The organism is Mycobacterium timonense (assembly GCF_025821985.1).
GTDB lineage: Bacteria > Actinomycetota > Actinomycetes > Mycobacteriales > Mycobacteriaceae > Mycobacterium > Mycobacterium avium.
Genome location: NZ_JACKSY010000097.1, coordinates 63912 through 85893 on the forward strand (window position 1 = coordinate 63912; position 21982 = coordinate 85893).

General features: G+C 65.7%; 21 protein-coding genes and 2 pseudogenes. 12 read left to right on the forward strand and 11 right to left on the reverse strand.

Features of this window, described 5'->3' with window-relative positions:
- The first annotated feature begins 10 nt into the window (after positions 1-10).
- From H7I87_RS20970 to H7I87_RS21025, 12 genes are read left to right on the forward strand one after another with little or no spacing between them, the layout of a single operon-like run.
- Positions 11-1129 carry a thiolase family protein gene (locus H7I87_RS20970; protein ID WP_031347541.1) on the forward strand — a complete coding sequence of 373 codons (1119 nt, stop codon included), beginning with the start codon at positions 11-13 and terminating at the stop codon, positions 1127-1129.
- Positions 1126-1566: a Zn-ribbon domain-containing OB-fold protein gene (locus tag H7I87_RS20975; RefSeq protein ID WP_023860686.1), complete on the forward strand. Its 441-nt coding sequence runs from the start codon at positions 1126-1128 to the stop codon at positions 1564-1566. The genes H7I87_RS20970 and H7I87_RS20975 overlap by 4 nt, the downstream gene beginning before the upstream one ends.
- Entirely contained in the window at positions 1563-2861 is a 1299-nt protein-coding gene (locus tag H7I87_RS20980) for an aromatic ring-hydroxylating oxygenase subunit alpha (RefSeq protein ID WP_023860685.1), read from the forward strand. Before H7I87_RS20975 ends, H7I87_RS20980 begins: the two co-directional genes overlap by 4 nt.
- Complete coding sequence (locus H7I87_RS20985) at positions 2858-3370, forward strand: aromatic-ring-hydroxylating dioxygenase subunit beta (protein WP_023860684.1); 513 nt, start codon at positions 2858-2860, stop codon at positions 3368-3370. Before H7I87_RS20980 ends, H7I87_RS20985 begins: the two co-directional genes overlap by 4 nt.
- A 16-nt stretch (positions 3371-3386) precedes the next feature.
- A complete protein-coding gene (locus H7I87_RS20990) occupies positions 3387-4994 on the forward strand; it encodes a class I adenylate-forming enzyme family protein (protein ID WP_023860683.1) in 1608 nt (535 codons plus the stop codon).
- Positions 4991-5773 (forward strand): enoyl-CoA hydratase/isomerase family protein, encoded by a 783-nt coding sequence (locus H7I87_RS20995; RefSeq protein ID WP_023860682.1) that lies wholly within the window; start codon positions 4991-4993, stop codon positions 5771-5773. Before H7I87_RS20990 ends, H7I87_RS20995 begins: the two co-directional genes overlap by 4 nt.
- A 10-nt stretch (positions 5774-5783) precedes the next feature.
- Positions 5784-7274 (forward strand): aldehyde dehydrogenase, encoded by a 1491-nt coding sequence (locus H7I87_RS21000; protein ID WP_023860681.1) that lies wholly within the window; start codon positions 5784-5786, stop codon positions 7272-7274.
- Positions 7275-7303: 29 nt separating this feature from the next.
- On the forward strand, positions 7304-7894 hold the full coding sequence (locus H7I87_RS21005; RefSeq protein ID WP_023860680.1) for a flavin reductase family protein: 591 nt from the start codon (positions 7304-7306) through the stop codon (positions 7892-7894).
- A complete protein-coding gene (locus H7I87_RS21010) occupies positions 7894-9057 on the forward strand; it encodes an acyl-CoA dehydrogenase family protein (protein WP_023860679.1) in 1164 nt (387 codons plus the stop codon). Before H7I87_RS21005 ends, H7I87_RS21010 begins: the two co-directional genes overlap by 1 nt.
- Before the next feature lie 45 nt (positions 9058-9102).
- Positions 9103-9999: a TIGR03619 family F420-dependent LLM class oxidoreductase gene (locus H7I87_RS21015; protein ID WP_170926748.1), complete on the forward strand. Its 897-nt coding sequence runs from the start codon at positions 9103-9105 to the stop codon at positions 9997-9999.
- Complete coding sequence (locus H7I87_RS21020) at positions 9996-10748, forward strand: alpha/beta fold hydrolase (RefSeq protein WP_023864518.1); 753 nt, start codon at positions 9996-9998, stop codon at positions 10746-10748. The genes H7I87_RS21015 and H7I87_RS21020 overlap by 4 nt, the downstream gene beginning before the upstream one ends.
- A gap of 7 nt (positions 10749-10755) precedes the next feature.
- On the forward strand, positions 10756-11607 hold the full coding sequence (locus tag H7I87_RS21025) for a thioesterase family protein (RefSeq protein WP_031347540.1): 852 nt from the start codon (positions 10756-10758) through the stop codon (positions 11605-11607).
- A gap of 7 nt (positions 11608-11614) precedes the next feature.
- Here H7I87_RS21025 and H7I87_RS21030 read toward each other — a convergent pair.
- From H7I87_RS21030 to H7I87_RS21080, 11 genes and pseudogenes are all read right to left on the reverse strand, one after another.
- Positions 11615-12604: pseudogene (locus H7I87_RS21030) on the reverse strand (CaiB/BaiF CoA transferase family protein); the annotation flags it as partial.
- A gap of 53 nt (positions 12605-12657) precedes the next feature.
- On the reverse strand, positions 12658-13473 hold the full coding sequence (istB, locus tag H7I87_RS21035; protein ID WP_083071352.1) for an IS21-like element ISMyma9 family helper ATPase IstB: 816 nt from the start codon (positions 13471-13473) through the stop codon (positions 12658-12660).
- A complete protein-coding gene (istA, locus tag H7I87_RS21040) occupies positions 13473-14693 on the reverse strand; it encodes an IS21 family transposase (protein WP_062888175.1) in 1221 nt (406 codons plus the stop codon). The genes istB and istA overlap by 1 nt, the downstream gene beginning before the upstream one ends.
- A gap of 81 nt (positions 14694-14774) precedes the next feature.
- Positions 14775-15015 (reverse strand): annotated as a pseudogene (locus H7I87_RS21045) (CoA transferase); the annotation flags it as partial.
- Positions 15016-15188: 173 nt separating this feature from the next.
- Positions 15189-16178 (reverse strand): NAD-dependent epimerase/dehydratase family protein, encoded by a 990-nt coding sequence (locus tag H7I87_RS21050; protein WP_062886466.1) that lies wholly within the window; start codon positions 16176-16178, stop codon positions 15189-15191.
- A 64-nt stretch (positions 16179-16242) separates the two neighbouring features.
- Positions 16243-17070 carry an alpha/beta fold hydrolase gene (locus H7I87_RS21055; protein WP_062886467.1) on the reverse strand — a complete coding sequence of 276 codons (828 nt, stop codon included), beginning with the start codon at positions 17068-17070 and terminating at the stop codon, positions 16243-16245.
- A 15-nt stretch (positions 17071-17085) separates the two neighbouring features.
- Entirely contained in the window at positions 17086-17841 is a 756-nt protein-coding gene (locus H7I87_RS21060) for an enoyl-CoA hydratase (protein ID WP_062886468.1), read from the reverse strand.
- A 10-nt stretch (positions 17842-17851) separates the two neighbouring features.
- Positions 17852-18994: an acyl-CoA dehydrogenase family protein gene (locus H7I87_RS21065; protein WP_062886469.1), complete on the reverse strand. Its 1143-nt coding sequence runs from the start codon at positions 18992-18994 to the stop codon at positions 17852-17854.
- Positions 18995-19003: 9 nt separating this feature from the next.
- Entirely contained in the window at positions 19004-20299 is a 1296-nt protein-coding gene (locus tag H7I87_RS21070) for an FAS1-like dehydratase domain-containing protein (RefSeq protein ID WP_083071350.1), read from the reverse strand.
- A gap of 12 nt (positions 20300-20311) precedes the next feature.
- Positions 20312-21163 carry a mycofactocin-coupled SDR family oxidoreductase gene (locus H7I87_RS21075; RefSeq protein WP_083071349.1) on the reverse strand — a complete coding sequence of 284 codons (852 nt, stop codon included), beginning with the start codon at positions 21161-21163 and terminating at the stop codon, positions 20312-20314.
- A gap of 1 nt (position 21164) precedes the next feature.
- Positions 21165-21974 carry an enoyl-CoA hydratase-related protein gene (locus tag H7I87_RS21080; protein WP_062886472.1) on the reverse strand — a complete coding sequence of 270 codons (810 nt, stop codon included), beginning with the start codon at positions 21972-21974 and terminating at the stop codon, positions 21165-21167.
- Between the last annotated feature and the right edge of the window lie 8 nt (positions 21975-21982).

Genomic DNA, 21982 nt, shown 5'->3' on the forward strand with positions numbered 1-21982 from the left:
TGGTCTGGGCATGACACCGATGTCGCTGCGTCCGGGCGCGACCCCGCTCGAACTGGCCGTCAAGGCGAGCGACACCGCGCTGGTCGACGCCGGACTCGGGCGTGCCGACATCGACGGGATCCTGGTCGGCTCGTCGCAGGGCGTCCGGCCCGAACGGCTGGGCATCGGCTTCGCCGCGGCGGCCGGCTTCTCGGGTCTGCGCTTGCTCGAGCACGTCGAGATCAAGGGCGCGACGACCATCGCCATGATCCAGCGCGCACGCCACGCGATCGTCACCGGCGAGGCCGCGACCGTACTGTGCGTATTCGCCGACGCACCGTTGGTGGCAGGCCGGGGCGCAGGCTCGACCTACGCACACAGTGGGGGCAACGTCGGGGTGCGTGGTCTCGAGCGGGCCTCGGGGCTGCTCGGCTCGGTGCCGACGTATGCGCTGCTGACACAGCGTTGGCTGCACGTCACCGGAACCGGTACCGACGCGCTGCGCTGGGTGGCCACCACGGCGAGGGAGTGGGCGCGTGGCAATCCCGATGCGGTCAATCGAGAGCCGCTCGATGACGCCGACTATGACTCGTCCCCGATGATCGCCGAACCGCTTCGCCTGCTGGACTGCGCCCGGCCGGTGAACGGCGCGGTCGCCGTCGTACTCACCGGGCGGCCCTCGATCGGCGCCACCCGGTTGCGGGTGCGCGGCGCCGGGCGTGAACACCCGGTGCGGCGCCGTCGCGCGGGTGCCGAGTCGTGGTTCGGCGGCGGTGGCCGCGCGGTACAGGACGCGCTCGAACAGGCCGGCATGAGCCGTTCCGACCTCGATGTCGCCGAACTGTACGACCCGTTCTCGATCGTGACCTTGGCGCTGCTCGACGAATACCGGCTCACCGGCGACATTCCCGCGGGTGCATTCGTGCGCGACGGCCACACCGGTCCGGGCGGCACACTGCCGACCAACACTGGCGGTGGCCAGCTGTCCGGTTTCTACTTGCAGGGTATGACGCCGTTGGCGGAGGCGATGATTCAGCTGCGCGGCACCGGCGGGCAACGTCAGGTTCCAGGGGCCACGGTGGCGCTCGTCGGCGGTATCGGCGGCAGGATGGACCACCATGCTGCGTTGGTGCTGGAGCGCGCCGCATGACCACCACCGCGCTCGAGGATTGGCTGCTGAACAGCGCGCTGGCGCCCGCCGTCGACGACGACTTGCTGGCGCCGCTGTACCGGGCGGCCGCCCGCAGTGAGCTCGCGCTGCCGTTCTGCGCGGCGTGCGCTCTGGCGCTGGAGCTCGACCAACAGGCCTGCGACCGGTGCGGGTACAGCGAACGGGACTGGCGTACAGTCGATCCGAGCGGAACCGTACACGCTGCGACGCTCATGCACCGGCGCGAGCCCGGCCTGGTGCACGGCCTCGCGCCCTACCCGATCGTCGACGTCGAGCTGTCCAGCGGGCATCGAGTGGTGATGACGACCGTGGAACCCGCGGACACCGCACCGCCCATCGGCACAGCGGTGCGTATCGGCTTCCGCCGCCTCGGCGACGTCGCCATCCCGGCCATCGACATCCCGGAGGACCTGTGACGACACTTGAATCCACAACTGCGGCTGACGACGACTTCGATGTCAACACCGTCGTACGTGGTGACCGCGTGCACGGCACCGTGTATACGTCCGCCGAGATCTTCCGTCGCGAGATGAACAGCATCTTCAAGACCGGCTGGGTCTACGTCGCCCACGAGAGTGAGGTCAGCGAACCGGGTGACTACCTCACCCGGATGATCGGGCGCGACCCAGTCGTGGTGGCGCGCGGCAAGGACGGCGTCGTTCGCGTGATGCTCAACCGCTGCACCCACCGCGCCAACAAGCTGTGCAACGCCGAAAAGGGCAATGCCAACTCCTTCAGGTGCCCATACCATGGCTGGACATTCAGCAACACCGGCGCGCTGCAGGGCGTTCCGATGCGGGAAGGCTACGGGGAGGCGTTCAACCGGGTGCGCTCCGAACTCGGTCTTGCCCAGGCACCCCGGGTGGACAGCTACGGCGGATTCATCTTCGCGTCACTGGCGCCGGAGGGCATCTCGTTGATCGAGCATCTCGGCAAGGCAACGCACGCCATCGATCGTCTCCTCAACCTGTCCCCCACACGCAAGATCGACTTGCGTGCCAACTGGATGAAGCACTTGCACCACGCCAACTGGAAGATGGTGGTGGAGAACAACGTCGACGGCTACCACGCACTGTTCACCCATGCCTCTGTGTACGACGCGATCAAGCCCGCCAAGGTGTCGCATGTCCCCACCAAGGTCGACGTGCTGGTCCGCGACCTCGGCAACGGCCATTCCGAGATCGACTACAGCGACGAATACCGCAAGCTCGACGAGGAATTCGTCTGGTACGGCCGGATCCCGCGGGCCAAGCTCGCCGACTACGTCGCGGCACTCGAGGGTGCCTACGGTCCGGAGCAGGCGCACGACGCGCTGGTGGTGGGCCCGCCGCACACGTTGATCTGGCCCAACCTGTTCCTGGCGGAGATGAACGTCATGTTCGTCGAGCCGCAGGCCCCCGACCGCACCATCGCCTACACCACCGCGGTCCTGATACCCGGTCAGGATGCGTTGAACGAGCGCACGCTACGCCGCTCCGAGGGAGCGATGGGCCCGGCCGGATTCCTGATCGCCGACGACGGAGAAATCGGCATGCGCAACCAAGCCGGGCTCGCCGCCGAGCTGCCGGAGTGGCTGGTGTTGTCCCGCGGCGTGGAAAGCGATGTCGACGACGCGACCGGAATCATCAACCGGGACAAAAGCGCCGAGACTCCCCAGCGCGGTTTCTATGCGCAGTGGGCTGCCGTGGTCGGCGGGCGGGCCGGAGCATGACCGTCAACTCCGAAACCCAGGCACGTCCGGCGCTGCGCCCGATTCCGGACGCCGAGATCCTGTCATTTCTATATCTCGAGGCGCGCCTGGCCGACGAGGGCCGCTACTCGGAGTGGGAGGCGCTGTGGGCCGACGACGACACGGTCGAATACCGCGTCCCGATGCATCCCGACGACGACCCGCGCACCGCACTGGCCTACATCAACGACAACCGGCGACGGATCAAAAGCCGGGTGGCTCAGCTCAACACCGGAAACCGGCACTCACAGACACCACCATCGGTGATGCGCCGGGTCATCTCCAACAGCGAGGTAGTGCACACTGGCCCCGACACTGTCACAGTGGAATCCAACTTTGCTCTGTTCGAATACCGTCTGCGCCAACGATTCTGGGCTGGCCGCGTTACCCACGTGATCCGCCGATCACCCAACGGCCTGCAACTGATCCGCAAAATCGTGCACCTGATCGACGCAGGCGGACCAGTCGAGACACTTGCTTTCCTGATTTGAAGGGCCCTCGCATCTGATGCTCGTCGGAGACATCGCGACCAACAACGCACGGCGCTACCCCAACAAACGGGCGCTCGTCGACGCCGACCGGTCGTTGACCTGGTCGCAGGTCGACGAGCGGGCCCGGCGGCTGGCTGGAGTCCTGGCCAGCCGGGGGCTCACACCAGGGGACCGCGTGATGGTGATCGCGCGCAACTGCCTGGAATGGCCGGAGATCTCGTTCGGCCTGGCCAAGGCCGGGCTGATCGCGGTGCCGGTGAACATACGGCTGGCTCCCGACGAGGTCGCCCACGTGCGCGATGACTCCGGCGCACGAGCGGTAATCATCCACGCGGATCACCTCGAGAGGTTCCTGGGCGAATTAACCGAGCTGGGGCTGATACTGGGGATAGGCGCCGGGTCAGCACCCGGGACCAGCGAACTGGTCTCCGACTACGACACGGCCTTGGCGCAAGCACGGCCTGGCGCCCCGCGCCGCGACATCGCGCCGGACGACGTCGCGGTCATCCTGTACACCAGCGGCACCACCGGTCGCGCCAAGGGTGTGATGCACACTCACCGGGCTCTGCTCTATCAGGCGGCGGACACCAACCTCGTGACCGAGGCAAATCGCTCAGACGTCATGCTGGCGACCACCCCCTTCTTTACTGCGGGCGGCATGGTGCGCACGGTGTCCTGGCTTTATCTCGGTCAGACCATGGTGATCCATCAGAGGTTCGACCCCCACGCCGTCATCGACGAGATCGAACGCAGTGCCATCACGTTCACGACCTTCATCCCGACGATGCTGCACCGGACGTTGGCGATCCTCGAAGAAGGACCACCACGGGACATGTCGAGCCTGCGGCGCATCTCTTACGGTTCGGCCCCCGTGCCGCCGGGCCTCGCGCGCAAGGCGATGGACCTGCTCGGCTGTGATCTGCAGCAACGCTATGGGTTGACCGAATGCGGCGGACAGGCGACGATTCTCACGCCGCAGGACCATCGCGATATCGTCTCCGGCAGAACGTCGATCGCTACGTCGTGTGGGCGGGAAACCCCGATGTGCGTGATCCGCGTCATCGACGCCGAGGGCAACGACGCCGCACCCGGCGACGTCGGTGAAATCGTGATCACCAGCCCGGCCAACGCAGTTGGGTACTGGAACCGGCCCGAGCAGACCGCAGAGACGTTCCGGCCCGACGGATTACGCAGCGGCGACTTGGGCTACCTCGACCACGAGGGCTACCTCCATATCACGGGTCGCAAAACCGATCTCATCATCTCTGGCGGGTTCAATGTCTACCCGGCAGAAATTGAGCGGGTACTGTCCCAGCACCACGACGTGGACATGGTGGCGGTGGTCGGGGTGCCTGATCCCGAGTGGGGTGAGACGCCGGTCGCCGCGGTGATTCCCAAAGCCCACGTGCGCGATCAGGACGCGCTGACCGCCGATCTTGCTGCGCTGTGCCGCGCCGAATTGGCCGGGTACAAGCAGCCGCGCCGGTTCGTGTTCTGGCGCGAGTTCCCGTTGGGCCCCGCCGGCAAGATCCTCAAGCGCGAGATCGCTAACCAGGTTAGCCATGTCGGCAACGCGGGTGCGAAGATGCCGGTACCGACCGGATCGACCGAGGAGCGCTTGTGATCAAGCAGACCGACCTTGCCACCATCGAGTTCGAGGTGACCGACCACGTCGCCATCGTGGCGCTCAACCGGCCCGAGAAACTGAACAGCTTCACACAACAGATGGCCGCCGAACTCGGCACCGTCTGGACCCGGGTCCGCGAGGACGACGACATCCGGGTCGCGGTGCTGTGCGCCAACGGCGAGCGCGCGTTCTGCACCGGAATCGACGTAATCGAGGGCACCTGGTGGACGCACAAGCCTATCTTCAACCAGGAAGACCCTGGCGAACTCCTGGGGCCGAAGGCGCACAAGGTGTGGAAGCCGGTGATCGCGGCACTACATGGCATCGTGGCTGGTGGAGCCATGTACTTCGTCAACGAATGCGACTTCTCGATCTGTAGTGAGACGGCCACGTTCTTTGACCCACATGCCAACGCGGGCATCGTCTCGGCGTTAGAGCCGATGGGCATGTTGGCCCTCGGCGTGCCCTACGGCGAGGTGATGCGCTGGGCGCTGCTCGGCAGCGAGGAGCGGATGTCGGCGCAGACCGCGCTGCGCATAGGTCTCGTCACCGAGGTGGTTCCGGATGATCGATTACGCGCCCGCGCATTCGAACTGGCCTCCGAGATCGCCGCTCGCAGACCCAATGGAGTCCAAGGCACCGTTCGCGCAATGTGGGAGGCTCGTGATCTTGCCCCCAGCATCGCAGCCCGACACGGCAAGCTCTTCACCGATCTCGGTAATGCCGGGGCCACCCCGGACTCGTTGAATAACAAGAAGAAACCCCGGACTCGATGAGGAGGAGGCGATGACCGACGCAGCGACCGAGCAGTTGGTGGAATTCGACCTGCTGATCGGGGGCGAGCCGTCGGCCGCCGCATCGGGTTCCACCTACGACAGCGTCGACCCCTACACCGGCAGGCCGTGGGCGCGGGTGCCTGACGGTGGGACCGCCGATGTGGACCGCGCCGTAGCCGCCGCCCGTGCCGCACTCAACGGACCGTGGGGCGTGCTCACTGCGACCGCACGCGGCAAGTTGCTTCGACGACTCGGCGAGATCGTCGCCCGAGAGGCGGAACAGCTTGCCGAGCTTGAGGTGCGCGACGGCGGAAAGCTGGTCCGCGAAATGGTCGGCCAAATGCGGTCGCTGCCGGACTACTACTTCTACTACGGCGGACTGGCAGACAAGCTGCAGGGCGACGTCATACCGGTGGATAAGCCCAACTACTTCGTCTACACCCGGCATGAACCCGTCGGGGTGGTCGGCGCGATCACACCCTGGAACTCACCGCTGTTGCTGTTGACGTGGAAACTGGCGGCTGGTCTGGCCGCGGGTTGCACCTTCGTAGTCAAGCCCAGCGACCACACCCCGACATCGACGCTCGCGTTCGCAAAGCTATTCGCCGAAGCCGGTTTTCCGCCGGGCGTGATCAACGTCGTCACCGGCTGGGGGCCGAAGACGGGTGCCGCGCTCGCGTCGCACCCGGGCGTCGACAAGATCGCTTTCACGGGATCGACGGCGACCGGCATCCAGGTCGGCAAGGCCGCGATCGAGAACATGACCCGGCTCTCGCTAGAACTCGGCGGTAAGTCGGCGCAGGTGGTGTTCGCCGACGCCGACCTCGATGCCGCGGCCAACGGGGTGATCGCCGGCGTCTTCGCCGCTACCGGCCAGACGTGTCTGGCGGGCTCGCGCCTTCTCGTCGAACACAGCGTCGCCGATGCCCTGGTGGACAGGATCGTCGCGCGGGCCGCGACCATCAAACTCGGTGACCCGAAGGACCCGACGACCGAGATGGGCCCGGTGTCCAACCAGCCGCAATACGAAAAGGTGCTGGCGCACTTCGCGTCTGCCCGCGAGCAGGGAGCCACGATCGCCTATGGCGGCGAGCCGGCCACGGACCTCGGCGGTTACTTCGTCAAGCCGACGGTGCTGACCGGTGTGGACCCTTCGATGCGGGCCGTCGCCGAAGAGATCTTCGGTCCGGTGCTGGCGGTGATGACCTTCGCCGACGAGGACGAAGCCGTGGCCGCGGCCAACGGCACCGAGTTCGGGTTGGCCGCAGCCGTGTGGACCAAGGACGTTCACCGCGCACACCGGGTGGCCGCCAAGCTGCGCGCCGGCACCGTGTGGGTCAACGCCTACCGCGTCGTCGCACCTCATGTTCCGTTCGGCGGCATCGGCTACAGCGGCATCGGGCGAGAGAACGGCATCGACGCCGTCAAGGACTTCACCGAAACCAAGGCGGTGTGGGTGGAGCTGTCTGGGGACACGCGCGACCCCTTCACACTCGGCTGACTTCAATCACTCGGACAAGGGGAATACACATGACACTCGACCTCGCGGCCGCCGACAAGGTGCTGGCCGGGTTGCGGCCATTTCCGGTGGCAGTAACCACGATCGACGCCGGCTTCGCTAACGGGCTGATGTCGCTGTCGGCGGGCGCGGCCAGCATCGTGCCTGAACTACCCCGCGCGACCGTCAGCCTGACCAAATACAACAAGACGCACGACATGCTGGTCAACTCCGGCATCTTCGTCATGCACATGCTGTCGGCAGGCCCGGACGAAATCGACAAGTCTCTCGAGATCCTGATGACACTCGGCGGCAGTTCGGGCCGCGATGGCGACAAGATCTCGAAACTGCGCACCAAACCGGGCGTGACGGGTGCGCCGATCCTGCTCGACGCACACAGTTACGTGGAGTGCCGCATCACGGGGTCGCTGGACAATGACGAGAACACCATCTTCGTCGGTGACGTGGTCGCTGCGGAGGTGTTCAGCTCCGCGCAACGGCTGCGGATCGGCGAGGCGTGGGGCAGGTTGCCGCGCGAGTGGATCGAGCAGTACGAGGCCAACCACGAGCCCCAGTTGCAGAGTGCACGCGACCTGCGGGCGGCAGCAGCGGCGCGGGCCTGATGGCCGAAGAGCCTTCCGGCGCATGGCAGCTGCCTGAAGAATTGGTGATGCTGCGCGACACGGTGCGGCGGTTCATGGCTACGCACGTGCATCCGCTCGAAGAGAAGCTGGACCACGACGCGGTCGGGTTACCTCGCGAACAGCTCGTGGGGTTGCAGGCGAAAGCCAGGGAGCTCGGGCTGTGGGCGCTGCAGACGCCGGCCGAATACGGCGGCGCCGGGCTCAGCGTGCTCGGCCAAGTCGTGGTCGCCGAAGAAGCCGCGAAATGCCGCATGGGAGCCTTCTTTCCGGCCCTCGGTGCGTTCGGCGGCAACCCGCCCAACATCATGTTCAAGGCATCGCCCGAGCAGTTCGAGAAGTACGCCAGACCCGTCATCGATGGTGTCATGTCCAAGGCGTACACCGCGATCACCGAGGCCTCCGGCGGATCTGATCCGGCGCGGGCGATCAAGCTCAGAGCGACGCGCGACAACGGCGGCTATGTGCTCAACGGAGCCAAGATGTGGATCTCGCACGCGCCGCACGCCGATTGGGGGGTGGTGTACGCCCGCACTGGTGAGGGGCGACAAGGGATCTCGGCATTCATTCTCGAAAAGGACACGCCCGGCGTCACGTTCAGCCGCATCCCTGTGATGGCGTCCTTCGCCCCTTACGAGCTGCACTTCGACAATGTCCGGGTCCCGACCGAACAATTGATCGGCAGTGAGGGACAGGGCTTTTCGCTGGCCACCGAGTTCCTGGTGCACGGCCGTATCGTGTACGGGGCGGGGCCGATCGGCATCGCGCAGAGCGCACTGGACATGACCTGCCAGTGGGCCAAGAACCGAGACGTCTTCGGCGGCAGGCTTGCCGAGAAGCAGGGCGTCAAGTGGATGCTTGCGGACAGTGAGGTAGACCTGCGGGCCGCCCGGCTGCTGATCTACCAAGCCGCGTGGAACGCCGACCTCGGACGCGACGTCCGGGTAGACGCCTCGGCGGCCAAGATGTTCGCCACCGAGGCCGCCTACCGAGTTCTGGACCGCTGCATCCAGATTCACGGTGCACTGGGAATCTCCACCGAACTGCCGCTGGAAAGATGGTTCCGCGACCTGCGGGTCAAGCGGCTCGGCGAGGGTGCTACCGAAGTGCAGCGTGAGATCATCGCCCGATCGCTGGTGCGGTAGCGGGTCGAGTACAGGAGCCGGAGGGATGAAGTGCGATACAACCTGATGTTCCCCATGCGGGCCGTCAAACACTGGAGCCGCTGGTGTGAGGGCGCCGGGATCGGCGATGTCGCGCGGTTGGTGGAGGATGCCGGCTTCGATGGCTTTTCGATGTCCGAACATCCCTATCCCGACCGGGAGTGGTTGGCCCGCGGCGGCCACCACGCTTTCGACCCGTTCGTGTCGCTGAGCTTCGCGGCTGCCGCCACCACCCGGATCCGATTGATGACCTACATCCTGGTGTCGGGTTATCGCAACCCGTATCTGACGGCGAAGGCCGCAGCGAGCCTCGATCTGCTTTCCGGCGGCCGGTTCACCTTGGGCACCGGGGCTGGCTACCTGAAAGCCGAATTCGAAGCACTGGGAGCTGATTTCCACCGGCGAGGCGCGCTGCTCGACGAGGCGATCGCGGCCTGGAAGGCCGCCTGGGCGGGAGTCGACCACGACGGTCCCGAGTTCGGGGTGAGCGGCCACGTCGCGTTGCCACCGCCGCTGACGACCGGGGGCCCCCCGATCTGGATCGGCGGCAACAGCGCGGCCGCACAGCGGCGGGTCATCGAGGTCGCCGACGGCTGGATGCCGATGGCCGCATCGGGCGAAATGGCCGCCATTACCCGAGCCCGTCCACTCGAGAACCTCGACACGCTCGCCGACTGGATCGCGAGAGTGAACAAGCAACGCGGGGAGACGGGCCGCCAGGCTGCCGACGTCGCCTTCGTCCCGTTCGAGGCAGACCTGCTCGCCAGCGGTGACTGCGCAGGATTTTGCGCTGCAGTACAACCACGGCTCGGCGCCTACGCCGAGGCGGGGGTCACGTGGATCACCATCGAGCCGGCCAGCAGGAGCTTCACCGACTTCCGGGCCGACATCGACATGCTGAGCTCTCAGCTGGTCCACCGGTGACGGAGCCCACCGCGGGGCTGCCCGATCTCGTGCTCGTCCACGGCGGCGAACATGCCGGTGACTGCTGGGATCTCGTCGTCGCCGAATTGCGGCGCGCGGAGCCGGGATTGCGGACTCTGGCGGTGGATCTTCCTGGTCACGGGAACAAGCCCGGCGACCTCGCTACCGTCACGATCGCCGACTGGGTCGACTCAGTCGTCGCCGACATCGAAAACGCCGGTTTCGGTGACATCGTGATCGTCGGCCACTCGATGGCGGGCGTGACGGTGCCCGGCGTCGTCACCAAGCTCGGTTCATCGCGGGTCCGAGAGATGATCCTCGCGACGGCATTCGTACCACCTCAGGGTTCCTCCATCGCGGACACCCTCGGCGGCCCCTTGGCGATCTTCGCCCGACGCGCCGCCCGTATCGGCAAACCCATGAAGATTCCGGCACCGGCGGCACGGTGGGCATTCTGCAACGGCATGACCCCAGCGCAGCGCCGGCTGACGATGTCGAAGCTGCACGCTGAGTCCGCGCGGATACCCGCAGAGCCGGTCGACCGCAGCGGCCTGCCCGCCGACGTGCCGCGCACCTGGATACTGACCACCCGCGACCGCGCCCTATCGGTGGCATCACAACACGCCAGCATCGCCGCACTCGGCGGAGTAGACACCGTCATCCCCGTCGATGCCTGCCACGAGGTGATGTTCAGCCATCCGGCACGATTGGCGGAGATACTCATCCAGCGATGCCGGCTAAGGGGTTAAAAACTAGATGACAGACTCATCGACGAATCCATCCGACCCGGTGCCGACATGCTTCTTCGTCACCGACGGTGACGAGTATGTGCCAACCCGGTTGGCCAGAGGGCCATGGGGTCCGTCGATCAGCGGCAACTACGTAGGCGGGCTGCTGGGGCGAGCGGTGGAGCAGGAAGTCGACGACGCCGACCTCCAGCCCGCCCGGCTGACGGTGGATCTGCTCAGGCCGGTGGCGTTGCAGCCCGTGCGGATGCACTCGTCGGTGGTGCGCCACGGCCGCCGACTTCGGCTGGTGGACGCGGTCATGACTCAGGCTGACGTGATCGTGGCCCGGGCCAGCGCATTGTTCCTCCGGCGCAGCGAGCACACCACCGTGGACACGGTGTGGACCTCGCCCATCACCATGCCCGCCGTTCCGGCGGAGCCAGTGACGTTGGCGGACGATGTCCCGATGGTGCTGCATTCGTTCGGCCGGGACCCGGTGGCGGGCAGTCCGGGTGTCGGCGTCAAAGAGTGGCGCCACCATGGGCAGAAATTCGCGTGGATACGGGAGACCAAGTTGCTGGTCGATGACGAGCCGCTGTCGCCGTTCACTCGCGCCATCATGGCCGGGGACGTCACCAGTTCGATAACCCATTGGGGCACTGAGGGTTTGCAGTTCATCAACGCCGACTACACGATCACGCTCAGTCGCTTACCGGAGGGCGTCTACATCGGATTAGCTGCGATGACGCACTACAGCCAGGCCGGGGTTGCCACCGGCGTGGCGACGCTGTTCGACGAATCGGGCCCCATCGGCAGCGGCATGGCGACGGCATTGGCGAACCCTGGATTCACGCCACCGGCATCAATAGTGTCGGGCTGACCGGCGCTCAGGCAATGGCACCTTCGATCTTCAGCTCGATCAGCTCATGGTCGTCCATGCCCAGTTCCCGCAGCACCTCGTCGGTGTGCTCGGCGAACAGCGGTGCGCGTGTCAGGTGGACGGCCGCTTCGTCGAATTTCACCGGGTTCGCCACCAGCCGTTGCTGATTTCCCTGGGCATCCCTGACATCGGCGATGCGCCCGTTGGCGATCAATGACTCGTCGTGGGCGACCTCCCAGGCGTCCTGCACCGGAGACCACTGGCCCTTCAGAAGGCTCAGCAGTCGCGTGCAATCGTCGAAGGTTCGCGATCCGATCGCGTCGGCGAGCAGCGCGGTGGCTTCATCGGCGTTGGCCGCCAACGACTCGAACGAGGCGAACCGCTCGTCCACGGCGGCTGCGTCGAGACCGAGGAGTCGGCAGAGGGGACTCCAGTAGCGAGTGGGCTGAAGCATCGAAAGCTGAATGAAGCGGCCGTCCGAGCACCGGTAGGCGCCGGTCAGCGGGTTGCCCGGCGCTTGCGTGCGCTGGTCGATCTTCGGCAGGGGACAGCCGTAGAGCATGGAGAGGTTGACGCTGGACTGATTGGCCCACGCCCCGACCGCCAACAACGACACGTCGACGACGGACGTCTGCCCAGTCGTTTGCCGGCCGTAAAGGGCCGCGGCGACCGCGCCCGCGATGGTGATGCCGCCCATGTTGTCGCCGAACGCGCCCGCCGGCATGCCTGTCGGCACTTCGGATTCCGTCGGCGTCACTCCGTCGGCGTTGCCGGCGCGCGCCCAGAACGCCGTAGCGTCGTGTGCGCCCGTCTCACGGTCGGGCCCTTCGCTCCCGAAGCCGCTGCCCGCGACGTAGACGATCGACGGATTGATACGCCGCACCTCATCCAGGTCAATCCGCAGTTTCGCCCTCGCCTGAGGCAACAGGTTGGTCAGGAAGACATCGCTGCGCCGGACAAGCTCCTCGAACACCGGTCGGGTCTGTTGCAACGCCAGTGTCGGCTCCGGTCGAATCCTGCGCAGTTTCTTCCGGTCGAAAAGTGAGCAGGTTACGGGGTTGAGTCTGCCTGACGATCGACTTCGACGGAGGGCAGTGACTCGATCGCGGTGTGTTTGATGCGGTAGCTGGCGCCTTTGAGGGCGATGACGTCGGCGTGGTGCACGATGCGGTCGATCATCGCTGAGGCGATGGTGGCTTCCCCGAATACCTGTCCCCAGCGGGAAAACGGCAGGTTGGAGGTCAAGATGACCGACGACTTTTCGTATCGGGTGGAGATCAGTTGGAAGAACAGGTTGGCCGCTTCGGTGTCGAAGGGGATGTAGCCGACTTCGTCGATGACGATGAGCCCGTAGCGGGAGATCTTGCGTAGCTCGGTCTCGAGCCGGTCGATGTGGTGGGCCTCGGCCAGCCTGCTGATCCAGCCGGTAGCCGGGGCGAACGCGACCCGGTGTCCGGCCTGGGCGGCGGCGATCGCCAGCGCTGTGGCCAAGTGGGTCTTGCCGGTGCCCGGTGGGCCGAGCAGGACGATGTTGCGGGCTTCGGCTAGCCAGCCGCCGGCTTCCAGTCGGGCGATCTGGGCGCGATCGACGTGGGGTTGGGCGGTGAAGTCGAAGTCGGTGATGGTCTTGATCGCCGGGAAACCGGCATAACGGATGCGTTGGCGGGCCCCGGATTCCGCGCGGGCGTTGGATTCCACTGCGAGCACGGCGGCCAGGTAGTCCTCCAACGACCAGTCGGCGGCGCGGCCTTGTTCGGCCAGCCGGTGATAGTGCGCGGCAATCCGCGGCGCTTTGAGGAGTCGGGATTGGTGGGCGATCAGCTTGTCGGCCTCGCCGGGAGCCGGGGTGCGTTTGGTGGTGGCCATCAGGCGACCTCCTCTCCGGTCCCGAACGCCGCGTCGTAAGCGCCCAGATCTGCGATCTGGACCTCGACGTCGAGATGGCTGCTGACCGCGGGGCGTTGCCGGTAGTGCTCCCGCAATACCGAAGCCGCTGCCAGATGCTCTGGGGCGCAAACTAATCCGTTTGTGCCCCAGAGTCTTTGATGCTCGGCGACCCTGCGGTCACCGCATGCGGCCACGACACGGTCCAGATGTGCGGTCACGGTGATCATCCGCCCGATGACCTCCGGATGCACCGAATAGGCGTTACCGCCGAGGCTGACGTAATAGTCACGGCCCAGTCGGGTGCTGACCGTGGTGCCGGTCGTCGGGGCCACCGGCGGCAACACCGCCATCGCCGCCCGGTCCGCGGCCAGGGCGTCGGCCGGGATCGCCGTGGTGGTGGCGTGCGTGCGCGGGTTGGCCACCTGGGCCAGCCAATCGGCGAGCTGGGTATTGAACTGTGCGGGCGAGCCAAACTGGCGTCCGGGCAGAAACGACGAGCGCAGGTAGCCGTTGGCCCGCTCCACGAGCCCTTTGGTTTCCGGGTCATAGGGGCGGGCCTGGATCAGCCGGGTTCCCAGCACGCCACAGAACCCGGCTACACCGTCGGCCAGTCGGCCGCGTTGGCCGATACCGGACTCGTTGTCCCACAGCAGTGTTCGTGGGACCGCGCCGATGCCGCCGGCCAGCAGCTGCCACATCCCCGCCAGTAGATCCCCGGTCACCCGCGACGGGATCATCAGTGCGGCGATGAACCGCGAATAGGCGGCGACCATCACCAACACCGGAAAGGACCGCAGCACCCCGGCGTGGTCGGGCACCACCGCTCCGGGGAACCACAGATCGCACTGCACCTGCTCACCCGGGCGATGCACCAGCCGGTCGCACGGATCGGGCGGCGCATACTGCGGGCGGATCCGCGCCACGTTCTCCGAGAACCAGGAATGACCACCGGTCCAGCCGACCCGCTCGGCGATTACCGACGCCGCCATCGTCGGATGCTGACTCAGCACGACCCGCACCGCGGGTTCGATCTGCGCCCAGGCCGAGGTCATCACCGGCGGGCGTTCATAGCGTGGCGGCGAATCCGACCGCACGGCGCTGGCCACGGTGTTCCGTGCCAAGCCCAGCCGCCGGGCGATCTCAGCCTGCGAGAGCTTCTCCGACCGGTACAACCGCCGGATCTCAGCCCAATCCTCCACAGTGATCACTCTCCAAACGTTGAAGGGTGCTCACTTTTCGACCGGAACTACCTGCTCAATTTTCGACCGGAACCGACACGCCAGGGACAGTCCGACGCTGCGCTTACCACGGTTGGGGGCTTCGACGGTCGGCGAGAAAGAGACTCCCGGTGTGGTGGCGGAGCGACCGGCGACGGTGACGAGTCCTCTTTGCGCATCTCCTGTCACGGGGTTCTCGATCTTGATGACGTCGGCGCCCCAGTCGGCGAGGACCGCGCCCGCAGACGGCACGAAGGTGAATTGCGCGACTTCGAGCACACGCACCGGTCATCGGTTTCTGCATCCGCTCACATCCATCCTGGTGCGTACAGAGCGGCTCAGTGCCAACATAGGTTACTAGGTAAGCAATGTCGGTCGAGGTTTTACTATCAACACATATGTTCTAGAACCCCTAAGGGTGCTCATCCGTCGACCAGATGGCATCGAACTCGAGGAACTCGAGCTGTCCCGAAGGCGCTAGCGCGTTCGGTAGAATGCCACTGCGCGCCGGATCGAATCGTGGATCGGCTCGGGACGCCAACCCAGTTCGCGCTCGGCCTTGCCGTGGTCCATCGGGGACATGATGTGCATCAACCGCACCGACAGGGTGGACAACAGCATGTCGCGTCGCAATAGGGTCGCGGCGACGTCGCCGCCAAAGCCCAACGCGTACATGACCTTCAATGGGATCCCAATCCAGGGTGGCCGCGTTCCCCCGGCCTCAGCGGCGGTCCCGTAGAGCTCGCGCGCACTGATGAAGCGCTCCGAGATGATGTACCGCTCGCCGATGCGACCCTTCTCGGCGGCAAGAATCAGTGCGCGGGCGGCGTCTTCTATGCCGACCACCTCCATCCACATGCCCTTGACGTACACCGGCATCTTGCCCTTCGCCGCGGCGGCCAGCAGTGAGCCGTGCGGCGTCGGCTGAAAGTCACCGGGGCCGTAAGTATTCGAGACGCATAGCGCGACCGCGGGCAAACCCCGTTCACGCACATACTGAAATACCAGCTGCTCGGCCGCTACGCGAGAACCGATGTAGCCGCCGCCCTTGCCGGCCCAGTTGAATGGCTCATCCTCAGTGACCGGGCGGCCATTCTCGCTCAGCGCGATCGTGCCGATGGTACTGGTGAAGACAAACCGGTGCAGCTCCGCGTCCGCGGCAGCGTCGAGCACGTGGCGCAGGCCCTCGACGTTGGTGCGGAACAACGGGGCCGGGTCGCGCAGCCAGGCTCTGGTGTCGACAACGCAGTAGTACACGTCGTCGCAATCCGTCATCGCAGCCCTCAAGGCGTCGTCGTCGAAGATGTCACCGTAGTGGCGCTCGACGTCGAGATCGTCGATCGCCGCTGTGGAACTGGTGCGGCGCAGCAGGACTCGCACTCGTTCGCCACGCTCCACCAATTGCCGCGTGACGTGTGAGCCGAGGAAGCCGCTCGCGCCGATTACCAGCTTCAGCGGACCTGCCACATCGGGAATCCCTTCGGCTCGGGCGATTGGGAACTATGACAGTGCACTGTCACAATTGGGTAGGTTATCGGTTGCGAATCACGCCGGCAAGTTTGCCGGGCGCATCGAGCATGACGAAGGTCGAGCTGTCGGGGATCTCGATCAACGTGGCATGCGGGAATGCGTCGCGCAGTCGTCGGGCGTGGTCGAGTGGGAATAGCTGATCCTCGGTGCCCCACGTCAGCGCGACGGGTCGGTCGAACGCCTCGATCGCGGGTGCGGCGCGCAACGTGAGAGCCGGATCCAGCGAGGCGGTCACCGTAACGGCATCGCGGCGGGCGGCTGCGCTGGTGGCGAAGGCTCCGAAGATCTCCCGCTGCCGTTGCCGGCTCTGCGGATGCTTGGACACGGCCTTGAGGAAGAAGGCCTGCCCGGGCCCGGTGGCCAAGATCCGCAATACCGCGCCACCCAACGTGGAGCTAAGTCGGCACAGCTTGACGATCTGAGCGAACGACCCGGGCGGAAAGTGTTCGTAGCTATCACAATTGGTCAGTACCAGCCGCGCGACCCGGGATGTGTCCAGCGTTGGGTCACCCAGCGACGCCAGCACCAGACCGCCGCCGGTGTCGTTGGCCACCACGGTGACATCGGTCAGATCGAGGGCTTCCATGAAATGGACGATGCGCCGCGAAGCTGCCTCAGCGCCAAGGTCGGCGCCGTCGGTGGGTGTACTGTGGGCGCCCAACGGCCAGGTCGGCGCGATGCAGCGAAATCCACCACCGAGTTCGGCCACGACGTCGTTCCACAACGCGCCGGTCACGTAGACGCCGTGCACGAACAGGACGGTAGGTCCTCGCCCGGTGTCGCTGTATTCGATGTCGAGGCCATCCACTTGTACCCTTGGGGTTGTCACTACGGCCCTCCTTTGTCAGTGACCACGAAAATCTGGCGGGTGCCGCTCCCGAAAGGCGCGCACGCCTTCTCGGAAGTCAACCGTGTAGAGCAACGCTGACTGGCCCTCAGCTTCGATCGCCTGTACCGGCTCGAGGTCGGTCAGGGTCGCCGCGGCCAGCGCGCGCTTGGTCCATCCGAACGCCACTGTCGGACCGTCCGAGACGGACTGCAGCACATCGGCCAGCACGGGGTGGTACTCGTGCTCGCCCGTGAGATGCGAGATCATCCCCCAGCCGAATGCGGTTTCCGCGGAGACTCGTTCCGCAGTCATCGCCATGCGCGCGGAACGCGCCCTCCCGATCAGCCCCGGTAGCAGCGCGGACGCACCGCCGTCCGGCATCAGCCCGACCCGGGTGAAGGCCAATTGGAAGTACGCCGACGGGGCGGCCACCACCAGATCGCAGCAAAGCGCCAGCACACAGCCGAATCCGACCGCCCCACCGTGCACCCCCGCGACGACCGGTTTGGGTAGCGAGGTGATGGCGCGGACCACCCGGTTGGCGGCATAAGCCGCGCCCGCCGTGTCACCGCCGGTGAGGCCGCCGCCGGAACAGAAGCCTCGTCCAGCGCCGGTAAGCAGTACCGCACGAACGGCCTCATCGGCCTCCGCGCCGCGGATACGTGCCGCCAACTCGTCGAGCATCGGGGTGTCGACGGCGTTGAGCTTCTCCGGCCGGTCCAGCCGGATTCGTAGAACCGCGCCGTCGTGCTCGACCGAGATGCTGCTCATTACCGCAGAATCACAGGCCGAGGTCGCGTCCGATGATGTCCTTCATGATCTCTGTGGTGCCACCGAAGATAGTCATGATGCGGTTGTCCATATAGTCGCGCGCAACCCGGTATTCGGTCATGTAGCCGTAGCCGCCGTGCAACTGGACGCAACCGTCGATGACCTTCTTGGCGGTCTCGGTGCACCACCACTTTGCCTTTGACGCCTCGACTGCGGTCAGGTCGCCGTCCACGACCGCCTGAAGGCATCGGTCGATGTATTGCTCACCGATCTCGAGTTCGGTGTCCATCTCTGCCAACAGGAACCGGTTGTGCTGGAAGCTGCCGATCGGCTGCCCGAAAGCCTTGCGGTCCTTGGCGTATTGGAGCGTCTGGCGCCAGGTCTCGCGTGCGCCTGCGAGAGCCGAGATGGCGATGGACAACCGTTCCGACGGGAGGTTGTGCATCAGGTGATAGAATCCCCTCCCCTCCTTGCCCAGCAGGTTCGCCGACGGCACCCGGACATTCTCGAAGGCCAGCTCGGCGGTGTCCTGGTAATGCAACCCCATCTTGTCGAGCTTGCGGCCACGGGTGAAACCCTCCATGCCCGCCTCGACGACGAACAACGTGAAGCCCTTGTGCCCGGCCTCGGGGTCTGTGCGGCACACCACCACGACCAGATCGCAGTTGATACCCGAGGAAATGAATGTCTTGGCACCGTTGATGATCCAGTCGTCACCATCACGCACGGCCGAGGTGCGGATGCCGGCCAGGTCGCTACCCGCGCCTGGCTCGGTCATCGCGACGGCCACGATCGACTCACCGCTGATGATGCCCGGTAGCCAGCGCTCCTTCTGCTCGTCGTTGGCCAACGACGAGAAGTACGGGCCCACAACGTCGTTCTGCAGGCTCAGCGACGGCGCCGGCCCGCCGTAGCGGGCGATCTCCTCGTCGATGACCGCATTGAAGCGGAAGTCGTCGACGCCGCCGCCGCCGTACTGCTCGGGCATATTGAACCCGATCAGCCCGTATTTGCCGGCGGCGACGAATGCCGAGCGGTCGACGAGACGATCACGTTCCCACTGTTCGGCGTTAGGTACGAGCTCGCGGTCGATGAACTGCCGCACCGTCTCGCGGAAGGCCTCGTGCTCGGCCTCCAGAACGAGTCTCTTCATGTGCCGATCTCACTCTCCATACAGTCGTCGCATCTCTTCACCGACCTTGCCCGATACCCGTGAAACCACCTGCGCGCCCCGCCGTCTGAGGTCGATGTCCGGGATCGGTAGCACTACGGCGCCGGTCGTTTTCGACGGCAGCAACACCTTGGCGGTGCCCCGCGTTGTGGTCTCGTCCCGTTGGCTGGTGGCGAAGACATCCAGTGACACCGGTTCATCGGGCCCGTGCCCCTTCGCGGTGACGGTACCTGTGCACCTGTGCACGTCCCCGTGGTAGTTGAAGCCGCGCAGCTGCAAGTCCATCTCGGCCAGCCAGCCATCGTCGCCGATCCAGTTGGTGAGCAAGTGGCTCACCCACGCGGCGCGCATCTGACCGTAGTCGTACGGTGCCGGAATACCCAGTGCCTGAGCGCGTCCGGCATCCCAATGCAGGCGTTGCACGACGTCAGGGACGCCAAATTCGTCCGGCTGGTAGAAGGCGGGCATCCGCTTGCGCAACTGGTGGGCGAATTTGAGCGGCCCTACGCCGTAGCCGCCCCAGCCCCACCCCATGTGCATGGAGATGATGTCGACGACAGTCAAGGGGCCCTTGATGATTCCCGGAAGTTCGTCGCCGACGGAGACATCCTCCCACCACTGCGGATCGGCGCCTCGCCGTACCTCTGCCTCGTACTCTTCCTCGACCTGGGCGAACTCCTCGGGAGTCCAGTGCTTGCGCTGAATATCCTTGAGCTTCCCGGACTTCTTCGACCCTTGGCGTTCGGCGTTGATGTAGGACTCGTCACGGGTCGCGATCGGGTTGCCGTCGATGTCGACGTAGAGATACCGAAAGGTCTCTTTGACCGAACGTCCACCGGAGAATTCGCTCTCCTTCACCTGGACGTCGAGCGTGTAGTTCTCCGACAACACCGGCCTACCGGCATAGATAGGGCAGTACCATGTCCACTTCACCCCCGCGTAGTACTTGCCAGTCCCGCGGAACAGTCCGCGGAACAGCTTCTTTCGCTCCGGATCCGTGAACTTCGGAGTCTGATCCAGGCCCGTCGTGATCGGAAAGGTCGGGGGCGCGATCTGTCCGTGCCAGCGTGTCGACGTTCCGTACGTCGGATCGTAGAACAAGGGGTTGTCGTCACCGCAGCCGAATGCGAAGTGCGTGATGGCATCGGCCGACGGCAGCCTGTTCCAGGCTTCGTCGCGCTGGTTGACGGGAATTCCGATCTGCCGCTTGGCACGTTCGATGTCCTCGTCGGTGATCCGGCCCTCTTCGGCGGCCGCGTCGGCAGCGGCCTTCTCGGTGGTGGTCATCGCTGTTACCTCCTAGAACTTCAGCATGGCGCCGGCGTCGACCTTGAACTGCAGGCCCGTCACATACCGGGACTCGTCGGAGGCCAGGAAACAGACCGCGTTCGAGATGTCCGAGGCTTCGACATAGGGGATGGGCATGGCCTGCATGGCGGGGAAGGCGAGCAGGGCGTCGTCGCGACTCGGTGCCTGGAGGTCCGGCCGGAACTGCCGGTACATCGGCGCACTGTTGAGCATGGACGTATTCACGTTGGTGGGGTGAATCACGTTGGCGCGGATGGATTTCTGGGCGAGTTGTGCCGCGAGCTGCAAGGTGTAGGAATCCACCAGCTGCTTGGCGAAGCTGTAGCCCGCGCCACCCGGGCCCTGAGGGCCGCCCGCTCCTGGGGGCTGCGCGGCCGCGATGAGGCCGGCGATCGAGCCGGTGGTGATGATCGACGCACCGGACGTCAGGTAGGGCAACGCGGCATCGACGGTGTTGACGACGCCGATGAAGTCGACGTCGAAGGCGTCGGCGAAGGCCTGGATCGGCAGATGACCGCCCAGCGGACAGATACCGGCATTGGCGACTACCACGTCGAGTTTGCCGAACTCGGCTACCGCATTGGCAAGTTCGCGGCTCACCGCGGCCCGGTCGCGAACGTCGACCTCGGCCGTGTAAGCCTTGCGACCCGTCTTCTCCACCTCCAGACCGGCTTCCTCGAGGTCACGCAATGTCGCCAGCGGGTATTCGTTGGTGTCGATGTCGTGACAGATGTCGAAGAGGATGACGTCGGCACCCTCCTCGGCCAGTTTGACGGCGTGGCTGCGGCCCTGGCCGCGTGCCCCGCCGGTAACCAGAACCACTTTGTCCTGTACTCGACCCATTTCAGCGTGCCTTCCATACGGGTTGACGCTTCTGCGCGAAGGCCAATGGACCTTCCTTGGCGTCCTCGGTTTTCAGGAGAGCCGTGAACTCCCTTGTCGTGCGCTCCCACTTGGGTTCTTCCGCGCCGATGATCCCCTCATCGGCACCGTAGGCGAGCCGCTTGCTGGCTTGTACCGACAGTGGCGCGTTGCAGGTGATCCGCTCAGCTAGTGCCAAGGCGGCTTCCACGACGGCGCCGTGCGGCACGACCTCATTGATCAGGCCCCAACGCAGAGCGTCCACGGCAGACATCGGCTCACCTGTCAACACTAATTCCAACGCGACCTTACGCGGCAGCTGTTCGATGATCCGGAATACGCCGCCCGCACCGGCGATCAGGCCGCGCTTCACTTCAGGCAGTCCGAAACTCGCAGTTTCGGAGGCAACCACCAAATCACTGGCCAGAGCGAGCTCGGAGCCTCCGCCGAGCGCGGTGCCGTTGACCGCGGCGATCGTGGGCTTGTCGATGAAGTGATGCACGTAGCCGGCGAAGCCCCACTCGGGGTGCTCCGCGTGGAAGAGATTCTCGCCCCGCGAGATGGCCTTCAGGTCCGCACCCGCCGAGAAAGACTTATCGCCGGCACCGGTGATGACGACCGCCCACACCCCGGGATCGCCCTGTGCCTCCTCCAACGCGTCGCCGACGGCCGTGCTCACGGCCCCGTTAACGGCATTGCGCGCCTCCGGCCGGTTGATGGTGATCAACATGACGTTGCCGCGCCGCTCCACGCGGGCCGCCTGGCTCGCCACGTCGGACGCTGTGTCGGTCATTCGGATCC